Annotated in this window: 22 protein-coding genes, 1 tRNA gene and 1 riboswitch; of the genes, 12 read left to right on the top strand and 11 right to left on the bottom strand. The window is 40.3% G+C overall.

What is annotated here, in order from left to right; translation table 11 throughout:
- Positions 1–13: 13 nt before the first annotated feature.
- From SK608_RS05870 to SK608_RS05845, 6 genes are all read right to left on the bottom strand, one after another.
- Positions 14–655: a redox-sensing transcriptional repressor Rex gene (locus SK608_RS05870; RefSeq protein ID WP_000653414.1), complete on the bottom strand. Its 642-nt coding sequence runs from the start codon at positions 653–655 to the stop codon at positions 14–16.
- An 82-nt stretch (positions 656–737) separates the two neighbouring features.
- The gene (locus tag SK608_RS05865; RefSeq protein ID WP_033677296.1) at positions 738–953 is read right to left on the bottom strand and encodes a DUF4649 family protein; all 216 of its coding nucleotides are present in this window, start codon (positions 951–953) and stop codon (positions 738–740) included.
- A gap of 7 nt (positions 954–960) precedes the next feature.
- On the bottom strand, positions 961–1,308 hold the full coding sequence (locus tag SK608_RS05860; protein ID WP_000863540.1) for a DUF1831 domain-containing protein: 348 nt from the start codon (positions 1,306–1,308) through the stop codon (positions 961–963).
- Between the two features lie 4 nt (positions 1,309–1,312).
- Positions 1,313–2,428: a cysteine desulfurase family protein gene (locus tag SK608_RS05855; RefSeq protein ID WP_033677295.1), complete on the bottom strand. Its 1,116-nt coding sequence runs from the start codon at positions 2,426–2,428 to the stop codon at positions 1,313–1,315.
- Between the two features lie 9 nt (positions 2,429–2,437).
- Positions 2,438–3,397, bottom strand: a complete 960-nt coding sequence (locus tag SK608_RS05850) for a ribose-phosphate diphosphokinase (protein WP_001283823.1) — start codon at positions 3,395–3,397, stop codon at positions 2,438–2,440.
- 111 nt (positions 3,398–3,508) lie between these two features.
- Positions 3,509–4,078, bottom strand: coding sequence for a CYTH domain-containing protein (locus tag SK608_RS05845; RefSeq protein WP_033677292.1), 570 nt, complete (start codon positions 4,076–4,078; stop codon positions 3,509–3,511).
- Between the two features lie 128 nt (positions 4,079–4,206).
- Between SK608_RS05845 and yjbM the strand changes: the two genes are divergently transcribed.
- The 4 genes from yjbM to pta are packed head-to-tail and all read left to right on the top strand — an operon-like array spanning position 4,207 to position 7,591.
- Positions 4,207–4,878, top strand: a complete 672-nt coding sequence (yjbM, locus tag SK608_RS05840) for a GTP diphosphokinase (RefSeq protein ID WP_033677290.1) — start codon at positions 4,207–4,209, stop codon at positions 4,876–4,878.
- A complete protein-coding gene (locus SK608_RS05835) occupies positions 4,862–5,680 on the top strand; it encodes an NAD kinase (protein ID WP_033677288.1) in 819 nt (272 codons plus the stop codon). The genes yjbM and SK608_RS05835 overlap by 17 nt, the downstream gene beginning before the upstream one ends.
- Entirely contained in the window at positions 5,677–6,573 is an 897-nt protein-coding gene (locus SK608_RS05830; RefSeq protein WP_033677286.1) for an RluA family pseudouridine synthase, read from the top strand. Before SK608_RS05835 ends, SK608_RS05830 begins: the two co-directional genes overlap by 4 nt.
- 43 nt (positions 6,574–6,616) lie before the next feature.
- Positions 6,617–7,591: a phosphate acetyltransferase gene (pta, locus tag SK608_RS05825; protein WP_033677284.1), complete on the top strand. Its 975-nt coding sequence runs from the start codon at positions 6,617–6,619 to the stop codon at positions 7,589–7,591.
- A 140-nt stretch (positions 7,592–7,731) separates the two neighbouring features.
- Here the strand turns inward: pta and pepT are convergent, their stop codons facing one another.
- Complete coding sequence (gene pepT, locus SK608_RS05820) at positions 7,732–8,955, bottom strand: peptidase T (RefSeq protein WP_033677282.1); 1,224 nt, start codon at positions 8,953–8,955, stop codon at positions 7,732–7,734.
- 153 nt (positions 8,956–9,108) lie between these two features.
- Between pepT and hemH the strand changes: the two genes are divergently transcribed.
- A complete protein-coding gene (hemH, locus tag SK608_RS05815; protein WP_033677280.1) occupies positions 9,109–10,203 on the top strand; it encodes a ferrochelatase in 1,095 nt (364 codons plus the stop codon).
- Between the two features lie 40 nt (positions 10,204–10,243).
- On the opposite strand, the gene mscL is transcribed toward hemH, so the two are convergent.
- Positions 10,244–10,627: a large conductance mechanosensitive channel protein MscL gene (mscL, locus tag SK608_RS05810; protein WP_023944241.1), complete on the bottom strand. Its 384-nt coding sequence runs from the start codon at positions 10,625–10,627 to the stop codon at positions 10,244–10,246.
- Positions 10,628–10,708: 81 nt separating this feature from the next.
- Positions 10,709–11,140, bottom strand: a complete 432-nt coding sequence (locus SK608_RS05805; RefSeq protein WP_033677275.1) for a GtrA family protein — start codon at positions 11,138–11,140, stop codon at positions 10,709–10,711.
- Positions 11,141–11,168: 28 nt separating this feature from the next.
- A riboswitch (PreQ1 riboswitch) is annotated at positions 11,169–11,265 on the top strand.
- Here SK608_RS05805 and SK608_RS05800 point away from each other — a divergent pair.
- From SK608_RS05800 to dapA, 4 genes are all read left to right on the top strand, one after another.
- Complete coding sequence (locus tag SK608_RS05800; RefSeq protein ID WP_000737072.1) at positions 11,263–11,772, top strand: QueT transporter family protein; 510 nt, start codon at positions 11,263–11,265, stop codon at positions 11,770–11,772. Its footprint overlaps the riboswitch before it by 3 nt.
- 100 nt (positions 11,773–11,872) lie before the next feature.
- Positions 11,873–11,945 (top strand) — tRNA-Thr (locus SK608_RS05795).
- Between the two features lie 576 nt (positions 11,946–12,521).
- Positions 12,522–13,598 carry an aspartate-semialdehyde dehydrogenase gene (locus SK608_RS05790; RefSeq protein ID WP_000542463.1) on the top strand — a complete coding sequence of 359 codons (1,077 nt, stop codon included), beginning with the start codon at positions 12,522–12,524 and terminating at the stop codon, positions 13,596–13,598.
- 55 nt (positions 13,599–13,653) lie between these two features.
- Entirely contained in the window at positions 13,654–14,589 is a 936-nt protein-coding gene (dapA, locus tag SK608_RS05785; RefSeq protein WP_033677272.1) for a 4-hydroxy-tetrahydrodipicolinate synthase, read from the top strand.
- A 44-nt stretch (positions 14,590–14,633) separates the two neighbouring features.
- Here the strand turns inward: dapA and mnmE are convergent, their stop codons facing one another.
- Together mnmE and SK608_RS05775 are read right to left on the bottom strand one after the other, a co-directional pair.
- Entirely contained in the window at positions 14,634–16,007 is a 1,374-nt protein-coding gene (gene mnmE / locus SK608_RS05780; protein WP_033677270.1) for a tRNA uridine-5-carboxymethylaminomethyl(34) synthesis GTPase MnmE, read from the bottom strand.
- Between the two features lie 137 nt (positions 16,008–16,144).
- Positions 16,145–16,327, bottom strand: coding sequence for a 4-oxalocrotonate tautomerase (locus SK608_RS05775; protein WP_033677268.1), 183 nt, complete (start codon positions 16,325–16,327; stop codon positions 16,145–16,147).
- 123 nt (positions 16,328–16,450) lie between these two features.
- Between SK608_RS05775 and SK608_RS05770 the strand changes: the two genes are divergently transcribed.
- The 3 genes from SK608_RS05770 to prfA are packed head-to-tail and all read left to right on the top strand — an operon-like array spanning position 16,451 to position 18,608.
- On the top strand, positions 16,451–17,035 hold the full coding sequence (locus SK608_RS05770; RefSeq protein ID WP_033677265.1) for a thymidine kinase: 585 nt from the start codon (positions 16,451–16,453) through the stop codon (positions 17,033–17,035).
- A 4-nt stretch (positions 17,036–17,039) separates the two neighbouring features.
- A complete protein-coding gene (locus SK608_RS05765) occupies positions 17,040–17,519 on the top strand; it encodes a GNAT family N-acetyltransferase (RefSeq protein ID WP_033677263.1) in 480 nt (159 codons plus the stop codon).
- A 9-nt stretch (positions 17,520–17,528) separates the two neighbouring features.
- Positions 17,529–18,608, top strand: a complete 1,080-nt coding sequence (gene prfA, locus SK608_RS05760) for a peptide chain release factor 1 (RefSeq protein WP_033677261.1) — start codon at positions 17,529–17,531, stop codon at positions 18,606–18,608.
- The last annotated feature ends 3 nt before the right edge of the window (positions 18,609–18,611 follow it).

Below are 18,611 nucleotides of genomic sequence, written 5' to 3'. Positions count from 1 at the left end.
TGATTTTCGCTTTCTAATCCTCTTTTCGCATGAAATAGAGGAGGGTTTGGAGTTCACTTGTCAAATCGACATACTGAACGACCACATCTTTTGGTAAATGCAGATGGACTGGTGAAAAACTAAGAATTCCTTTCACGCCAGCATCAACCAAGAGATTAGCGACCTCTTGTGACTTAACGCTGGGAACGGTCAGGATAGCAGTCTTCACATCAGCATCCTTGATTTTATCCTTGATTTGAGAAATTCCGTAAATGGGAATTCCATCAGGAGTTTGGCTACCGACTTCAGGATGGTCATCAAGGTCAAAGGCCATGATAATCTTCATCTTGTTACGCTCATGGAAACGGTAGTGGAGAAGGGCATGCCCCATATTTCCAATACCAACCAGCATGACATTGGTAATAGAGTTATCATTGAGCAAATCGGCAAAAAATGTCATCAGTTTTTTGACATCATAGCCAAATCCACGACGACCAAGTTCACCAAAATAGGAAAAATCACGACGTACGGTCGCGGAATCAATCCCAATGGCCTCTGCAATTTGCTTAGAGTTGGCACGTTCAATCTTTTCTGCATGAAATCTCTTAAAAATTCGATAGTAGAGAGAGAGTCTTTTCGCTGTAGCTTTTGGAATAGCAGACTGTTTATCTTTCACAAAATCACAACCTTTCTATTCTTCTATTTTATAGAAACATTGTGAAAAAATCAACAAAAACAAGAAAAAACTAAGAAAAATCTTAGTTTTGATGTAAAAAATCTGCATGTGATAGAAAACGGTAGAGGTCTCCGACCAGTCCTTGGTAAACTTCCTGCCCTTGAAAGGTCAAAGAGGTTACATAAAGTGTATCTGGCAGAGTCACACATCCTGACAGAGCCAGCATGAGAGCCTCGTAATCATCATACTTGAGAGTGCGCTCTACATGATAGCTGTCCTTATAAGTTAGTTCAAACATTTTGGCTCTATCTTTCTGATTTTGTAAAGACACCACGTTCTACCAAGCTATCCATGAGGAAGTAGAATTTTTCCTGATGAATGTGGTGGTCTTCTGATTTGAAAATATCAACTAGACGAAGGCCAAACTTGTCAGTGATATTGATTTTAGCCCCTGTAAGTTCCTTGTTAATAATGATTTTGAGTTGGAAGCCTTCACCGCTGTTTGGCACTTTTTCCAAAAGGCGAGTCAATTCATAGTTACCAACCTTAGTCTCAAAAAAGGTGTTGTCCTTAAGGGTGAATTTTTTAACAGAAGGGCTAAGAGTGTAGTCGTAACGACAATTTTTTAACTGAATGGTTTTTTCAAATGCCATATGGCTAACCTCCGATAATTTCTTTTAAGGTTTTTGCGAGGGTTTGTAGGTCTTCAACAGTATTTTCTGGCGACAAACTGATGCGAACGGATTCCTTCAAGCGTTCTGAATTTGCCCCGTACATGGCTTCGAGAACATGACTAGATTGGACAATGCCAGCAGTGCAAGCTGAGCCAGTAGAGATAGAAATTCCAGCCAAATCTAGACGGAGGAGTAAGAGGTCATTTTTCTGACCAGGAAATCCAATATTGAGAACATAAGGGAGATGGTGTTCGCCTCTATTCAGGTAATACTGAATTCCTTCTAGCTCTGTAAGAAAGGCAGTTTCTAGATTTTGTACATGTTGAAAATGTTCTTCTTGCTTTTCTAAATCTTCTTTTAGGGCTGCAACCATGCCTACGATGGCAGCTAGATTTTCAGTACCTGCACGTTTTTTCTGTTCTTGGTCTCCGCCATGAAGATAGGAATCAAAGTCCATGCTAGATGCGTAGAGAAAGCCGATTCCCTTAGGACCATGGAACTTGTGGGCAGAAGCAGTGAGAAAATCAATGCCCAATTCTTCTGGGTGTATAGGGATTTTGCCAATAGCTTGAACTGCATCGACATGATAGGCAGCAGGGTGTTGCTTGAGTATTTGGCCAATTTCAGCAATGGGTAGTAGGTTTCCTGTCTCATTATTGGCAAACATGGTAGAAACCAAAATCGTATCATCACGTAAAGCTTTTTGAATTTGTTGAGCTGTGATTTCTTGATTTTCTGGTTGGATAATGGTTGCTTCAAACCCAAAGTGTTGAACCAAGTAATCAATGGTTTCAAGGACGGCATGGTGCTCAATGGCAGTTGTGATGATATGTTTTCCTTGTTCTTGGTGACGAAGGCAGTAGCCAATGATGGCAGTATTGTTTCCTTCAGTCCCACCAGAAGTGAAAAAGATATGTTGAGGTTTTGTCCCCAGTAACAAGGCTAGTTCCTGACGGGCTTCTCTCAAGAGTTTGCCAGCTTGACGACCATGACCATGAATACTAGATGGATTGCCATGGGTTTCTTGCATAACCTTGGTCATAGCTGAAATAGCAACTGCTGACATGGGAGTCGTTGCAGCATTGTCCAAATAAATCAAAGAATCACCTTATTTCTTTTTGTTGTAGGCAAAGAGTGGGCTGACTGGTTTTCTTTCGTGGATACGGACGATAGCATCACCAATTAACTCACTAGCAGTGATGTAGCATACGTTTTTAGGAGTTTTTTCTTTTGTTGCTACTGAATCAGTCACAAGAATTTCTTTAATATTAGTATTGTCAAGAAGTTCAGCAGCTCCTTCGACGAAGAGACCGTGGCTAGAAACAGCATAAATTTCTGTAGCCCCTTCACGTTCAACGATTTTAGCAGCTTCAGAGAAGGTACGTCCTGTATTAAGAATATCATCAATCAAGATGGCTTTCTTACCTTCAACATCACCGATGATATAGCCTTCGTTACGAGTTGCATCGTCTTGAGGGTAATCGATAATGGCGATAGGAGCATCAAGATATTCAGCCAAGCTACGAGCACGTTTCACACCTGAATTTTTAGGGCTAACGACAACAACATCTGACCCAAGGAGCCCCTTATCGCAGTAATGTTTTGCAAATAGAGGAACTGTATAGAGGTTGTCAACAGGAATATCAAAGAAGCCTTGCACCTGAACAGCATGCAAATCAAGGGTAAGGACACGGTCAACACCAGCCTTAACTAGCATATTAGCAACTAGTTTTGCTGTAAGTGGCTCACGAGGCGAAGCGATACGGTCTTGACGTGCATAGCCAAAATATGGAAGGACAACGTTGATACTGTGGGCACTTGCGCGCACACAAGCGTCAACCATGATCAACAATTCCATTAGGTGGTTGTTAACAGGGAAACTTGTAGACTGGATGATGTAAACATCATAACCACGGACACTTTCTTCGATATTTACTTGGATTTCTCCGTCTGAAAATTGACGTGATGATAGTTTTCCAAGTGGCACACCAACAGCTTGAGCAATTTTCTGTGCAATCTCTTGGTTAGAGTTGAGTGCGAAAAGTTTCATGTTTTTTCTATCTGACATTATAGACCGTCCTCTGTAAACTTTTTAAATCCTAGTCATATCTGCCTAGCCTATATGAACTGGGATTTTTGTATTTTATCTCTTCTATTTTACCAAAAAATGGAGATTATTTCAGCTATTTTTCATGCTTTTGACAAATCGAACCAATTTTGAGGGAGCTTTTTGGTAGGAAATCTGATTTTCCTCTAAAAATTGTTGGAAATCCTGTTTGCCGTGCTCATGATTTTCCACTTCGAGCTCTAATTCGTAATCTGTAATATCAAAGAACTGACTTTCATCCAGCGACATGAGACCAATAGCTGTTTGCATTTCATAGCGAAGTGTTGTGAGACAACCAAGCACCTGCCAGTTCTTGCTCTGGATACCATGTTTCGCCAATTCATCAAGAACCAGTCCCTGAGGCAGTTCTTCCTTACTAAGATAGTTCTCAGCATCTTTTAGTTGCAATTTTTGGTTGTATTCCATGTTTCCAACACTTTGCGGGACTTTGAGTGTCAGTTCTGCCCAGTCTTCAAAGGTTCGAATGCGCATAGCGACCTTTTTTTCTCGTAGTTCAAAATCAGGAGTGTCGATGTAGTAATTTTTTTGAAGAACAGGAGTGACACCTGTGAACTGCTCTTTTAGATGATCATATTCATCTTTTTTCAAGAGTGTTTTCAATTCAATTTCTAAATGTTTCATTTTTCTTACCTTTTCTTTATCGTTGAAAGCGGATTTATGGTATAATAAGCATTGTATTTATTGTATATGAATCTGGAGAAAAAATCAAAGATATTTTTGAAGGATAGTATGAGAACAAGGGAGAATATATGACCTTAGAATGGGAAGAATTTCTAGATCCTTACATTCAAGCTGTTGGTGAGTTAAAGATTAAACTACGTGGTATTCGGAAGCAATATCGTAAGCAAAATAAGCATTCTCCGATTGAGTTTGTGACTGGTCGAGTCAAGCCGATTGAGAGCATCAAAGAAAAAATGGCTCGGCGTGGCATTACTTATGCGACCTTAGAGCACGATTTGCAAGATATTGCTGGTTTGCGTGTGATGGTTCAGTTTGTAGATGACGTTAAGGAAGTAGTGGGAATTTTGCACAAGCGTCAGGACATGCGAATCATACAGGAGCGAGATTACATTACTCATCGAAAAGCATCAGGCTACCGTTCCTATCATGTGGTAGTAGAATATATGGTTGACACCATCAATGGAGCTAAGACTATTTTGGCAGAAATTCAAATTCGTACCTTGGCCATGAATTTCTGGGCAACGATAGAACATTCTCTCAACTACAAGTACCAAGGGGATTTCCCAGAGGAAATTAAAAAGAGACTGGAAATTACAGCCAAGATTGCCCATCAGTTGGATGAAGAAATGGGTAAAATTCGAGATGATATCCAGGAAGCCCAGGCTCTTTTTGATCCTTTGAGTAGAAAATTAAATGACGGTGTAGGAAACAGTGACGATACAGATGAAGAATACAGGTAAACGAATTGATCTGATAGCTAATAGAAAACCGCAGAGTCAAAGGGTTTTGTATGAATTGCGAGATCGTTTGAAGAGAAATCAGTTTATACTCAATGATACCAATCCGGATATTGTCATCTCCATAGGTGGGGATGGCATGCTCTTGTCGGCTTTTCATAAGTATGAAAACCAACTTGATAAGGTCCGTTTTATCGGTGTTCATACTGGACATTTGGGTTTCTATACGGACTACCGTGATTTTGAGTTGGACAAGCTAGTGACTAATTTGCAGCTAGATACCGGAGCAAGGGTTTCCTACCCTGTTCTAAATGTGAAGGTTTTTCTTGGAAATGGAGAGGTCAAGATTTTTCGTGCCCTCAACGAAGCCAGCATCCGCAGGTCTGATCGAACCATGGTGGCAGATATTGTCATCAATGGTGTTCCCTTTGAACGTTTTCGCGGAGATGGGCTAACAGTTTCGACACCGACTGGTAGTACAGCCTATAACAAGTCTCTTGGGGGTGCAGTTTTACACCCTACCATTGAAGCTCTTCAGTTAACGGAAATTGCCAGCCTTAATAATCGTGTCTATCGAACGTTGGGCTCTTCCATTATTGTTCCTAAGAAGGATAAGATTGAACTTATCCCGACGAGAAACGATTACCATACCATTTCGGTTGACAATAGCGTTTATTCTTTCCGTAATATTGAGCGTATTGAGTATCAAATCGACCATCATAAGATTCACTTTGTCGCATCACCTAGCCATACCAGTTTCTGGAATCGTGTTAAGGATGCATTTATCGGCGAGGTGGACGAATGAGGTTTGAATTTATCGCAGATGAGCATGTCAAGGTTAAGACCTTCTTAAAAAAGCACGAGGTTTCTAAGGGTCTGCTAGCTAAGATTAAGTTTCGAGGCGGAGCTATTCTAGTCAATGATCAACCACAAAATGCAACTTATCTATTGGACATTGGAGACCGCGTTACTATCGATATTCCTGCTGAGGAAGGCTTTGAAACTCTAGAAGCAATCGAGCGCCCACTGGATATTCTCTATGAGGATGACCATTTTCTAGTCTTAAATAAACCCTATGGAGTGGCTTCTATTCCTAGTGTCAATCACTCCAATACCATTGCCAATTTTATCAAGGGTTACTATGTCAAGCAAAATTACGAAAATCAGCAGGTTCACATTGTAACCAGACTTGATAGAGATACTTCTGGCTTGATGCTCTTTGCCAAGCACGGCTATGCCCATGCACGATTAGACAAGCAGTTGCAGAAAAAGTCTATTGAAAAACGCTACTTTGCTCTGGTTAAAGGAGATGAATATTTGGAGCCGGAAGGAGAAATTATTGCCCCGATTGCGCGTGATGAAGACTCCATTATTACCAGACGAGTGGCAAAAGGAGGAAAGTATGCCCATACTTCCTACAAGATTGTAGCTTCTTATGGAAATATTCATTTGGTAGATATTCGTCTGCACACTGGTCGAACTCACCAAATCAGAGTCCATTTTTCTCATATTGGTTTTCCTTTGTTGGGAGATGATTTGTATGGTGGTAGTCTGGACGACGGCATTCAACGTCAGGCCCTGCATTGCCATTACCTATCCTTTTATCATCCATTTTTAGAGCAAGACTGGCAGTTAGAAAGTCCCTTGCCGGATGATTTCAGTAACCTTATTACCCAGTTATCAACTAATACTCTATAAAAACTGATTCAGAGTATAATTATTATTTTAAAGGAGAAAACTCATGGAAGTTTTTGAAAGTCTCAAAGCCAACTTGGTTGGTAAAAATGCTCGTATCGTTCTCCCTGAAGGGGAAGAGCCTCGTATTCTTCAAGCGACTAAACGCTTGGTAAAAGAAACAGAAGTGATTCCTGTTTTGCTTGGAAATCCTGAAAAAATTAAAATTTATCTTGAAATTGAAGGGATCATGGATGGTTATGAAGTCATTGACCCTCAACATTATCCTCAATTTGAAGAAATGGTTGCTGCCTTGGTAGAGCGTCGTAAGGGCAAAATGTCTGAAGAAGATGCATGTAAGGTTTTGGTTGAAGATGTCAATTACTTTGGTGTTATGTTGGTTTACTTGGGCTTGGTTGATGGAATGGTATCTGGAGCTATTCACTCAACAGCTTCAACAGTTCGCCCAGCCCTACAAATCATCAAAACTCGTCCAAATGTGACTCGTACTTCAGGTGCCTTCCTCATGGTTCGTGGTACGGAACGTTACCTATTTGGAGACTGTGCTATCAATATCAATCCTGATGCAGAAGCCTTGGCTGAAATTGCCATCAACTCAGCAATCACAGCTAAGATGTTTGGCATCGAGCCTAAAATTGCCATGCTGAGCTATTCTACTAAAGGTTCAGGGTTTGGTGAAAGCGTTGATAAGGTCGTTGAAGCAACTAAAATTGCTCACGACTTGCGACCTGACCTTGAAATCGATGGTGAGTTGCAATTTGATGCAGCCTTTGTTCCTGAAACTGCAGCTTTGAAAGCTCCTGGAAGTACAGTAGCTGGTCAAGCAAATGTCTTTATCTTCCCAGGTATCGAGGCAGGAAATATCGGCTACAAGATGGCAGAACGTCTTGGTGGCTTTGCGGCAGTAGGTCCTGTTTTGCAAGGTTTGAACAAGCCAGTTAACGACCTTTCTCGTGGATGTAATGCAGATGATGTTTACAAGTTAACCCTCATCACAGCAGCTCAAGCAGTTCATCAATAAAGAGAAGTCCTACTAAATAATTCGCATTTATAATCAAAAAACGCACAGTATCAGTACAGAAAAAACTTGATACTATGCGTTTTATTGTGTGAAGATTTACTTCATTTTCTCTTAAAATTGAGTTTTTGCCCAGTCTATTTTTAGTATTTATAGGCTACGATACCAATGATTGTATCAACTGCACGTTCCATAGTCTGAAGGCTAACGTATTCAAAACGACCGTGCATATTCTCGCCACCAGCAAAGATATTAGGGGTTGGGATTCCCATAAAGGAAATCTTAGAGCCGTCTGTCCCTCCACGGATTGGTTCGATAATAGGAGTGATCCCCAAATCTTCCATAACGGCTTTAGCAATGGTAATTGGAGTCATATCTTTTTCAATGACTTCTTTCATATTGTAGTACTGGTCTGTCAAGTTTAGAGTGACACGGTCGCTACCAAGTTCTTGATTCATCTTATCAGCGATAGACTGCATAGCTGCTTTACGCGCTTCAAAGGCATCTTTTTCAAAATCACGAATGATGTAGCTAGCACGCGCCTCCTCGACACTACCTGTCACATCCATTAGATGGTAAAAACCTTGGTAACCTTCTGTTAACTCAGGTCTGTCATTCTCTGGAAGTTGATTATGGAAATCAATTGCTAGCTGAAGGGCATTGACCATCTGACCTTTGGCAGTACCAGGGTGGACATTGCGCCCTTGGAAATGCACTTCAGCCCCAGCTGCTGAAAAGGTCTCGTACTGAAGTTCACCTAATGGACCACCATCAACTGTGTAGGCAAAGTCCACATCAAAATCATCTGCATCAAATTTATTAGCACCAACACCGATTTCTTCATCTGGACCAAAACCAACACGAATCTCACAGTGTTTAATTTCAGGATGGGCAGTCAGATATTCAATAGCAGTCATAATTTCAGCAATTCCTGACTTGTCATCAGCACCTAGCAAGGTTGTTCCATCAGTTGTAATGAGCGTTTGGCCTGGATATTTCTCCAGACTCTTAAAGTCAGCTGGATCTAATTTAAAACCAGAATTTCCAAGTTCAATCACACCACCATCGTAGTTTTCAATTACCTGGGGATTAACTCCTTCGGCATTAAAGTCAGCAGTATCCATGTGGGAGATAAAGCCAATCTTATGCGTTAAAGATGGATCATTGGCTGGCAAGGTACCAATCGCAAAACCATTTGGAAGGTAGTAGACGTTTTGCAGTCCAACACGTTTCATTTCAGGGATAAGAACATTTGTAGCAAAATCTACCTGACTCTGCGTACTTGGAGTAGTAGTAGAGTGTTCATCAGAGCGCGTGTTGACCTTAACGTAGGTCAAGAAGCGGTCCAAGAGATTTGGATAAGTCATAAAAAACTCCTTTTGAATTCATTTTTTCCATTGTATCATAGAAAAGAGAGAAAAACAAAAGACAGAAGTTAGGGAAATTCGCTATGTTGGCGTTTACTTATTAATGGATAAATGATAAAATAAACTTGATAAAAATATCACAAGGAAGCGATTATGAAAAAAGCAATTTTAATGATGACTTTCGGTTCACCAGAAGAGATTACCTTTGAAGGTGTGGCTGATTTTTTCACAAATATTCGTCGTGGAGTGAGACCTCAAGATCACGAGATTCAAACACTCTATGATAATTATGTACTTATTGGAGGTACGCCTCTGCAAAGAATTACCCGTGAAGAGGTTGCCTTAGTAGAAGCTAGGCTAGGAAATGAATATAGTGTCTATTTTGCCAATAAATTTTCCAGTCCCTTTATTCCAGATGTGATTAGTCAGATGGAAGCAGACGGAATCGAGCAATGTATTTGTTTGATTTTGGAGCCTCATTATTCTTTTTACTCTGTCATGGGTTATGAGAAATTTTTAGAAAGCAAGCAAATTCAATTTTTGGTCATTAAGGACTGGTATCAAGAAGAGGCCTTGCTAAACTATTGGGCAGATGAAATTGCTAAGATTTTAAAAGATGAAGTGAAGCAAGATAGCTTTAAAGTCATCTTTTCAGCCCATAGTGTACCTATTTTTGCCTTGGATTTTGGTGACCCCTATATCGACCAAATTTTTGAAAATAGCAAGCTAGTCGCTGAAAAACTAGGCTTGAGTTCAGAGCAATATACTAACACTTGGCAGAGTGAAAGTGATATCGGGATTCCATGGATTAAGCCAGATGTTTTAGAGTATCTCAGAGAACAGAAAGAACATCCAGACCATTATATTTTTGTTCCTATCAGCTTCATTAGCGAGCATATTGAAGTCTTGTTTGACAATGATGTGGAATGTTATGACTTATGTCAGGAATTTGGTGTAAACTACCATCGTCCACCAATGCCAAATACAGATTCTCGTTTGATTGATGCCTTGGTTAATACCGTCAGAGCTAATGAGGACAAAGAATTTAAGGAATTTCTCCCAGAAGAAGAAACCTTTGATGAATTAGTTCCTTCAGACGAGACGAAAAACATTTTGGCCGAATCTCAAGATTTACAAATGCCAGAATTTGTGAAAAAACTGATTGAGAAAAAAGGTCGTGAAAATGTTAAGATGCCTTATTTGATCAAGAAAATGCTAGAGAAAGCAGGTAAGTTGCCGAAAGAGTAAAGAAAAAGGATTTAGCTTTGCGCTAGATCCTTTTAATCGCTTATTTTTTCTCAAGAAGGGCTTTGATTTCTTGAAGTACTTCCAATTCAGTTGGTGCAGCTGGTGCTTCCTCTTCAACAACTTCTTCTTTTTTAGTAAGGCTTTGAGCTTTTTCCATAGCTTTAATAACGAAGAAGAGAACAGTACCTACAACAAGGAAGTTGATAATAGCACTCAAGAATTTACCATATGTAACACCATTCCATGCAAGCTCAGCGATGTTTTGTACTTTCGCAGCTTTCAAGGCTGGGTTCAATAGGAGTGGAGTGATGATATCATTAACAAATGAAGTAACGATAGCACCAAAAGCAGAGGCAATGATCACACCGACAGCAAGGTCAACAACATTACCACGAAGCAAAAATGCTTTAAGATCTTTTAACATTTTCATTTTCCCTTTCAAAAAATTTTTACTCTTAATTATATATTAATTAAGAAGAGCTTGCAAGATATATGCTCAAAATTTTTATTTTTTAAAAACATATAGCTTACTTAGAATATAATTAAGAATAATTATTGATATTTGTGCAAGAACTGTTTCGATTGCATTGATTTTGTCAAGACTTTCATTTACGAATTGTCCTATGATGTGAGGAAATTGGGTTACAAAGAGAAAAGTTAAAAACAAGTCTAACAGAAAAGTAGAAAGGCGGGCAAGAAAAAATTTCACTAAACGGATAAGTCGATTCTTCCTTGCTTGTTTAAACACGATTGTATCATTTGTGATAAAGGCAAAGAGGATACCAATAATATTTGCTAGAGCAGTAGCAAGGAGTTCCTGATGACTTAGTTGATAAATGACTAGTCGTGAGAGAATCGAAACTAGAGTTGTTGCAAGGCCAAAAAAGAGATAGGATAAAATTTCATTGTTAAAAAATTTTTGAATAGGAATTTTCATGGTTTAAGTATAGCATAAAGCAGGCTATTGTGCTATACTAGTAAGGTTGAATAAAGCAACCCTTGGTGCTTAGCTTCTTTCACCAAGCATATTACACGCGGGCAACCGCTAAAGGAGAAAAGATGAAAAAATTAACTATTCGTGATGTTGCAGATATCGCAATCGTCGCTGCTATCTATGTCGTTTTGACTGTCACACCGCCTCTAAATGCCATCAGCTATGGTGCTTATCAGTTCCGTATTTCAGAAATGATGAACTTTATGGCTTTTTACAATCCTAAGTACATCATCGGAGTTACCATCGGTTGTATGATTGCTAATTTCTTTAGCTTCGGACTGCTAGATGTCTTTGTTGGTGGTGGATCAACCTTGGTATTCCTCAGTCTAGGTGTTTGGCTTTTTGCAAAATACAGCAAAGATTACCTCTTTAATGGATTAATTCGAAAAGATCATTTCTTTTTTTCAATCCTCTTTTCAATTTCTATGTTTACTATCGCTGCAGAGTTGAATATCGTAGCGCAATTACCATTTTTCCTTACTTGGTTCACAACAGGTATCGGTGAATTCGCCTCATTGATTATTGGAGCGATTATTATCGGTAAAATTGGTCGTCGAATCGATTTAAGCAAATAGAATTAGATAAGCTAGGTAGCTCTTACCTGGCTTTTTCTTATGGAAAATTTTTAAGGAAAACTTGACAGGATTTTCTGATTATAGTATACTTTTCAAGTAAGCTGATTTAGCTCAGTTGGCAGAGCGCATCCATGGTAAGGATGAGGTCGCCGGTTCAATCCCGGCAATTAGCATTAAATAGACAGAAAAGCCCTTTATTTACAAGGGTTTTTGTTATGTCTGCATCAAATGTTTCAAAGATATTTCTATTCAGCTGTGTAAATGAAACTAATACTCAATGAAAATCAAAGAGCAAACTAGGAAGCTAGCTGCAGGCTGATCAAAGCACTGCTTTGAGGTTGTAGATAAGACTGACGAAGTCAGCTCAAAACATGTTTTTGAGGTTGTAGATGAAACTGACGAAGTCAGTAACATATATACGCTAAGGAGACGCTGACGAAGTTTGAATTTGATAATATAAAGAGTTTCGTCTGTTGACAAAAGTGATTCTCTTTAGTAGAATAGAAGATGCGATGAGTCGATAGGTAGTCTTCGGACTACTATTGAGCATAAGGAGGTCATAACGCAGGAGCGGACCTTGATGAGTTGTGTGAACCTGCTCATCACATGAAGATGCCTCTTAGTCCCTGGTCTAGCGACTGGGGATTTTTATTTTCCAAAAAATGATGAAAAAGCTTTGCAATTCATGGAAAAAGTAGTATAATACATCTATTATAGAAATTTTTAGAAAATTCCGAAAGAGGTTATTTATGGGATATACAGTTGCTGTAGTCGGCGCGACAGGTGCTGTCGGAGCTCAGATGATAAAAATGTTGGAAGAATCAACACTTCCAATCGATAAAATTCGTTTACTTGCTTCTGCACGTTCAGCAGGCAAGACTTTGAAATTTAAAGATCAAGATATTACGATTGAAGAAACGACTGAAACAGCTTTTGAAGGAGTTGATATTGCTCTCTTTTCAGCAGGTGGTTCTACATCAGCTAAGTATGCACCATACGCAGTTAAAGCTGGAGCGGTAGTAGTAGATAATACATCTTACTTCCGTCAAAATCCTGATGTACCATTGGTTGTTCCAGAGGTCAATGCTCATGCACTTGATGCTCACAACGGGATCATTGCCTGCCCTAACTGTTCAACAATCCAAATGATGGTGGCTCTTGAGCCAGTTCGCCAAAAATGGGGCTTGGATCGTATCATCGTTTCAACTTACCAAGCCGTCTCAGGTGCTGGTATGGGAGCGATTCTTGAAACACAACGTGAACTTCGTGAAGTCTTGAATGATGGTGTAAACCCACGTGATTTGCATGCGGAAATCTTGCCTTCAGGTGGGGACAAGAAACACTATCCTATCGCCTTTAACGCTCTTCCGCAAATTGATGTTTTCACTGACAATGATTACACTTACGAAGAGATGAAGATGACTAAGGAAACTAAGAAAATCATGGAAGATGATAGCATCGCGGTGTCTGCAACATGTGTGCGCATTCCAGTCTTGTCAGCTCACTCTGAGTCTGTTTACATCGAAACAAAAGAAGTGGCTCCAATTGAAGAAGTTAAAGCAGCTATCGCAGCCTTCCCAGGCGCTGTCCTTGAAGATGATGTAGCTCATCAAATCTATCCTCAAGCTATCAATGCAGTTGGTTCACGTGATACCTTTGTTGGTCGTATCCGTAAAGACTTGGATGCTGAAAAAGGAATCCACATGTGGGTTGTTTCAGACAACCTGCTCAAAGGTGCTGCTTGGAACTCAGTTCAGATTGCTGAAACTCTTCATGAACGTGGCTTGGTTCGTCCAACTGCCGAATTGAAATTTGAATTAAAATAGTTATATCGTTTAGGAGTTCAGATGAACTCCTTCTTTGAAATAGAGAGGTGTTTTCATGTCTTATCAAGATTTAAAAGAGTGTAAAATCATCACAGCCTTTATTACTCCCTTCCACGAGGATGGTTCCATCAATTTTGATGCCATTCCAGCCTTGATTGAGCATTTATTGGCCCATCATACGGATGGAATTCTTCTCGCAGGAACCACCGCTGAGAGTCCAACTTTGACCCACGATGAGGAGTTGGAGTTGTTTGCGGCTGTACAAAAGATTGTCAATGGACGCGTTCCTTTGATTGCGGGTGTAGGTACTAATGATACGCGTGACTCTATTGAGTTTGTCAAAGAAGTAGCGGAATTTGGCGGTTTTGCTGCTGGACTCGCTATTGTACCTTACTACAACAAACCTTCTCAAGAAGGAATGTATCAGCATTTTAAAGCAATTGCAGACGCTTCGGACCTACCAATTATCATCTATAACATTCCAGGTCGTGTGGTTGTCGAATTAACTCCAGAAACCATGCTTCGTTTGGCTGACCATCCAAATATCATTGGGGTTAAAGAATGTACTAGCTTGGCCAATATGGCTTACTTGATTGAGCATAAGCCAGAAGAGTTCTTGGTCTATACTGGTGAGGATGGCGATGCTTTTCATGCCATGAACCTTGGTGCGGACGGGGTCATTTCTGTTGCATCCCATACAAATGGGGGTGAAATGCACGAGATGTTTACTGCCATTGCAGAAAGCGACATGAAGAAAGCTGCAGCAATTCAGCGTAAATTCATTCCTAAGGTTAATGCCCTCTTCTCTTATCCAAGCCCTGCTCCTGTCAAGGCCGTTCTCAACTATATGGGATTTGAAGCTGGTCCAACTCGTCTACCTCTTGTTCCAGCACCAGAAGAAGATGCCAAACGCATTATCAAAGTTGTCGTAGATGGCGACTACGAAGCGACTAAGGCAACTGTAACAGGGGTTTTAAGACCAGATTATTAATGAAGACAATAAAATCCATGACCGATTGAACGATCATGGATTTCTTATTTTCCTAAACAGAATTGGCTAAAGAGTTGGGTGATGAGTTCATCAGGAGCCGCATCACCTGTGATTTCACCGAGAATTTCCCAAGTACGTGTCAAATCTACTTGAAGCAAATCAACTGGCATCCCCAGTTCAAGACCTTCATTAACAGCTTGTAGGCTTTCAACAGCCTTCTCAATCAAGGAAATGTGACGGGCATTTGATAGGTAGGTTGCGTCTTGCTCCACCAAACCAGCATTTTCAAAGAAGAGGTTGTTGATTCTCTCTTCTATCTTATCAATGTTTTGGTTTTTAAGAACTGAAATACGGATGACATCTTCTGGAAGTTCAGAAGTTTCAATCGCTTCAGGTAGGTCGGTTTTATTAAGAAGAATAATACGGTTTGTATCTTGGCTAATCTCAAGAAGTTGTCTGTCTTGGGCGGTTAGTGGTTCACTGGCATTTAGCACCAGTAGAACCAAGTCAGCTTCCTTGAGGGCTTTTTTCGAACGCTCAACACCGATTTGTTCTACAATGTCATCTGTTTCACGAATTCCAGCTGTATCAATCAATTTGAGAGGAACACCGTTGATATTGACGTATTCTTCGATGACATCTCGAGTCGTACCAGCAATATCTGTAACGATAGCCTTGTCCTCACGCAAGAGGTTGTTGAGGAGGCTCGATTTCCCAACGTTGGGACGTCCGATAATAGCAGTGGAAATTCCTTCACGAAGGATTTTACCGCGGCGGGCTGTCCTAAGAAGATTGGTTAGCAATTGCTCAAACTCCATAGTCTTCTCACGGACAACAGCAGTAGTAGCTTCCTCAACATCGTCATACTCAGGATAATCGATATTGACCTCGACTTGGGCAAGAGTATTGAGGATTTCTTGACGGGTATTGTTAATCAGATCAGAAAGGGAACCATCAAGTTGTTTGACCGCAATGTTCATGGCCTTGTCTGTCTTGGCGCGGATGATATCCATGACCGCCTCAGCCTGAGTCAAGTCCACACGTCCATTTAGGAAGGCACGTTTGGTAAATTCACCAGGTTCTGCCAACCGAGCTCCTTCACGGATTGCTAGTTGGAGAATCTCATTGGTCACCGCAATCCCACCGTGGGTGTTAATCTCGATAATATCTTCACGAGTGAAGGTTTTTGGAGACTTCATAACCCCAACCATAACCTCGTCCATGACTTTACCAGTCAGAGGATCAATAATGTGACCGTAGTTGAGAGTATGGCTAGCAACCTGACTCAAGTCTTTTCCTTTAAAAATCTTTTGCGCAATAGCAAAACTGTCTGTTCCGCTCAGGCGGACAATACCGATAGCTCCTTCGCCTAGTGGAGTGGAGATAGCAGCGATGGTATCAAATTCACGTGTAATCATAATGTTTCCTTTAATTAATAGCTCTTTTCTTGGAAATTTTTCCAAGTCTCTTTTCAAATTGTAACAAATTTGAACTATTTCTTCAATGGATGCTACTTGGAGATTGAAAAAGCCTAAGCAATTCTGCTTAAGCTAGCTTATTTGGTACGCATTTCCCCTTGTGGGAAATAAGTTCCTTCTGGCATGTCGTTGATGATGACATGGACAGCAGATTGAGGGGCTCCAGTGTTGCGAACAACCGCTTCCGTTACTTCCTTAGCAAGAGATTTCTTTTGCTCGAGCGTGCGTCCTTCAAATAAATCGATGCGTACAAATGGCATAATAGCTTCCTCCACTAGTTTTTGATTTCTTCTATTCTACCACATTTTGCCGTTTAAAGCTTAAGAAAATTATGATATACTAGAATGTAGCAAAAATTTAGAAATGGACGTGAAGCAAGAAACATGGCACAGTTGTATTATCGTTATGGGACAATGAACTCAGGTAAGACGATTGAGATTCTCAAGGTGGCCTATAACTATGAGGAGCAAGGAAAAGGTGTTGTGATTATGACCTCGGCTCTGGATACGCGTGACGGTGTTGGCTATGTGTCGAGTCGAATCGGTATGAAACGCCCTGCTCTTGCGATTGAGGAGACGACGGATATCTTTGGCTATATCCGAGACCTACCAGAAAAGCCTTACTGTGTGTTGGTCGATGAAGCCCAGTTTCTTAAGCGCCATCATGTTTATGATCTAGCTCGTGTTGTTGATGAGTTAGACATACCTGTCATGGCTTTTGGCTTGAAAAATGACTTTCGCAATGAACTGTTCGAAGGTTCCAAGTATCTCTTGCTTTTAGCAGATAAAATCGATGAGATTAAAACCATCTGTCAGTATTGTAAGAAAAAGGCGACTATGGTTTTGCGAGCACAGGATGGACTGCCCGTTTACGATGGTGAGCAGATTCAGATTGGTGGCAATGAAACCTATATCTCGGTTTGCCGTAAACATTATTTTGCGCCAATGATAACCTCTAACAAGGAGTAAAACTATGACAATTGAACTAAGAGATGTTACAATGGAAAATTATTTTGATGTTTTGAATTTGGATGTCAAGGAATATCAAAAACAATACATTGCAACCAACGCAATTAGTTTAGCTGAAGCATACGTCTACACTAAAAATGGAGATTTTGTAGCTCCATTGGCAGTTTATGATAATGATGCAATTATAGGTTTTGTGATGATAGCTTATGATAAAAAGATCGGAATTAGTAGTGGAAATTATTTACTATTTCGTTTTATGATTGATAAGAATTTTCAAAATCAAGGATATTTTAAACCAATTATGGATAAAGTACTAGACTATGTTCGGACAGCGCCAGCAGGTTTAAGCAATAAACTTTGGTTGTCTTATGAACCAGAAAACGAACATGCAAGATATTGTTACCTCAGTTATGGATTTAAAGAAACTGGGGAAATATCCGAGAACGAAGTAGTAGCAATCTATGATTTAACAATTGAGAAATAAGGAGAAAAAATGAATATCTATGATCAACTACAAGCTGTAGAAGACCGTTATGAAGAATTAGGAGAGTTGCTCAGTGACCCAGATATCGTTTCGGACACCAAGCGTTTCATGGAACTTTCGAAAGAAGAGGCTTCTACTCGCGATACGGTAACAGCCTACCGTGAGTACAAACAAGTCCTTCAAAACATCGTTGACGCTGAAGAGATGATTAAGGAATCAGGCGGAGACGCTGACTTGGAAGAAATGGCTAAGCAAGAACTCAAAGATGCCAAGGCTGAAAAAGAAGAATACGAAGAAAAACTGAAGATCTTGCTCCTTCCTAAAGATCCAAACGATGACAAGAATATTATCTTAGAAATTCGTGGAGCAGCTGGTGGAGACGAAGCAGCACTTTTCGCTGGAGATCTTTTAACCATGTACCAAAAGTATGCGGAAGCCCAAGGCTGGCGTTTTGAAGTCATGGAATCTTCTATGAACGGTGTCGGTGGTTTTAAAGAAGTTGTTGCCATGGTTTCAGGTCAGTCCGTATACTCAAAACTCAAGTACGAATCAGGTGCCCACCGTGTTCAACGTGTCCCTGTGACAGAAAGTCAAGGCCGTGTCCATACATCAACTGCCACAGTTCTTGTCATGCCTGAAGTGGAAGAAGTTGAATATGATATTGATCCAAAAGACCTTCGTGTTGATATCTACCACGCATCAGGTGCTGGTGGACAGAACGTCAATAAGGTTGCGACTGCCGTTCGTATCGTTCACTTGCCAACCAATATCAAGGTTGAGATGCAGGAAGAACGTACCCAGCAGAAGAACCGTGAGAAGGCTATGAAAATCATCCGTGCGCGTGTTGCTGACCACTTTGCACAAATTGCTCAGGATGAACAAGACGCTGAGCGTAAGTCAACAATCGGTACTGGTGACCGTTCAGAACGGATTCGTACTTATAACTTCCCACAAAACCGTGTCACAGACCACCGTATCGGCTTAACTCTCCAAAAACTAGATACCATCTTGTCTGGTAAATTGGACGAAGTTGTGGATGCCTTGGTGCTTTATGACCAAACACAAAAATTAGAAGAATTAAACAAATAAATA

The organism is Streptococcus mitis subsp. hohhotensis, from assembly GCF_000722775.1.
In the GTDB taxonomy this organism is placed as follows: domain Bacteria; phylum Bacillota; class Bacilli; order Lactobacillales; family Streptococcaceae; genus Streptococcus; species Streptococcus carlssonii.
The sequence above is the reverse complement of the archived record's forward strand: the minus strand, read 5'-3'. Positions and strand labels throughout refer to the sequence as shown.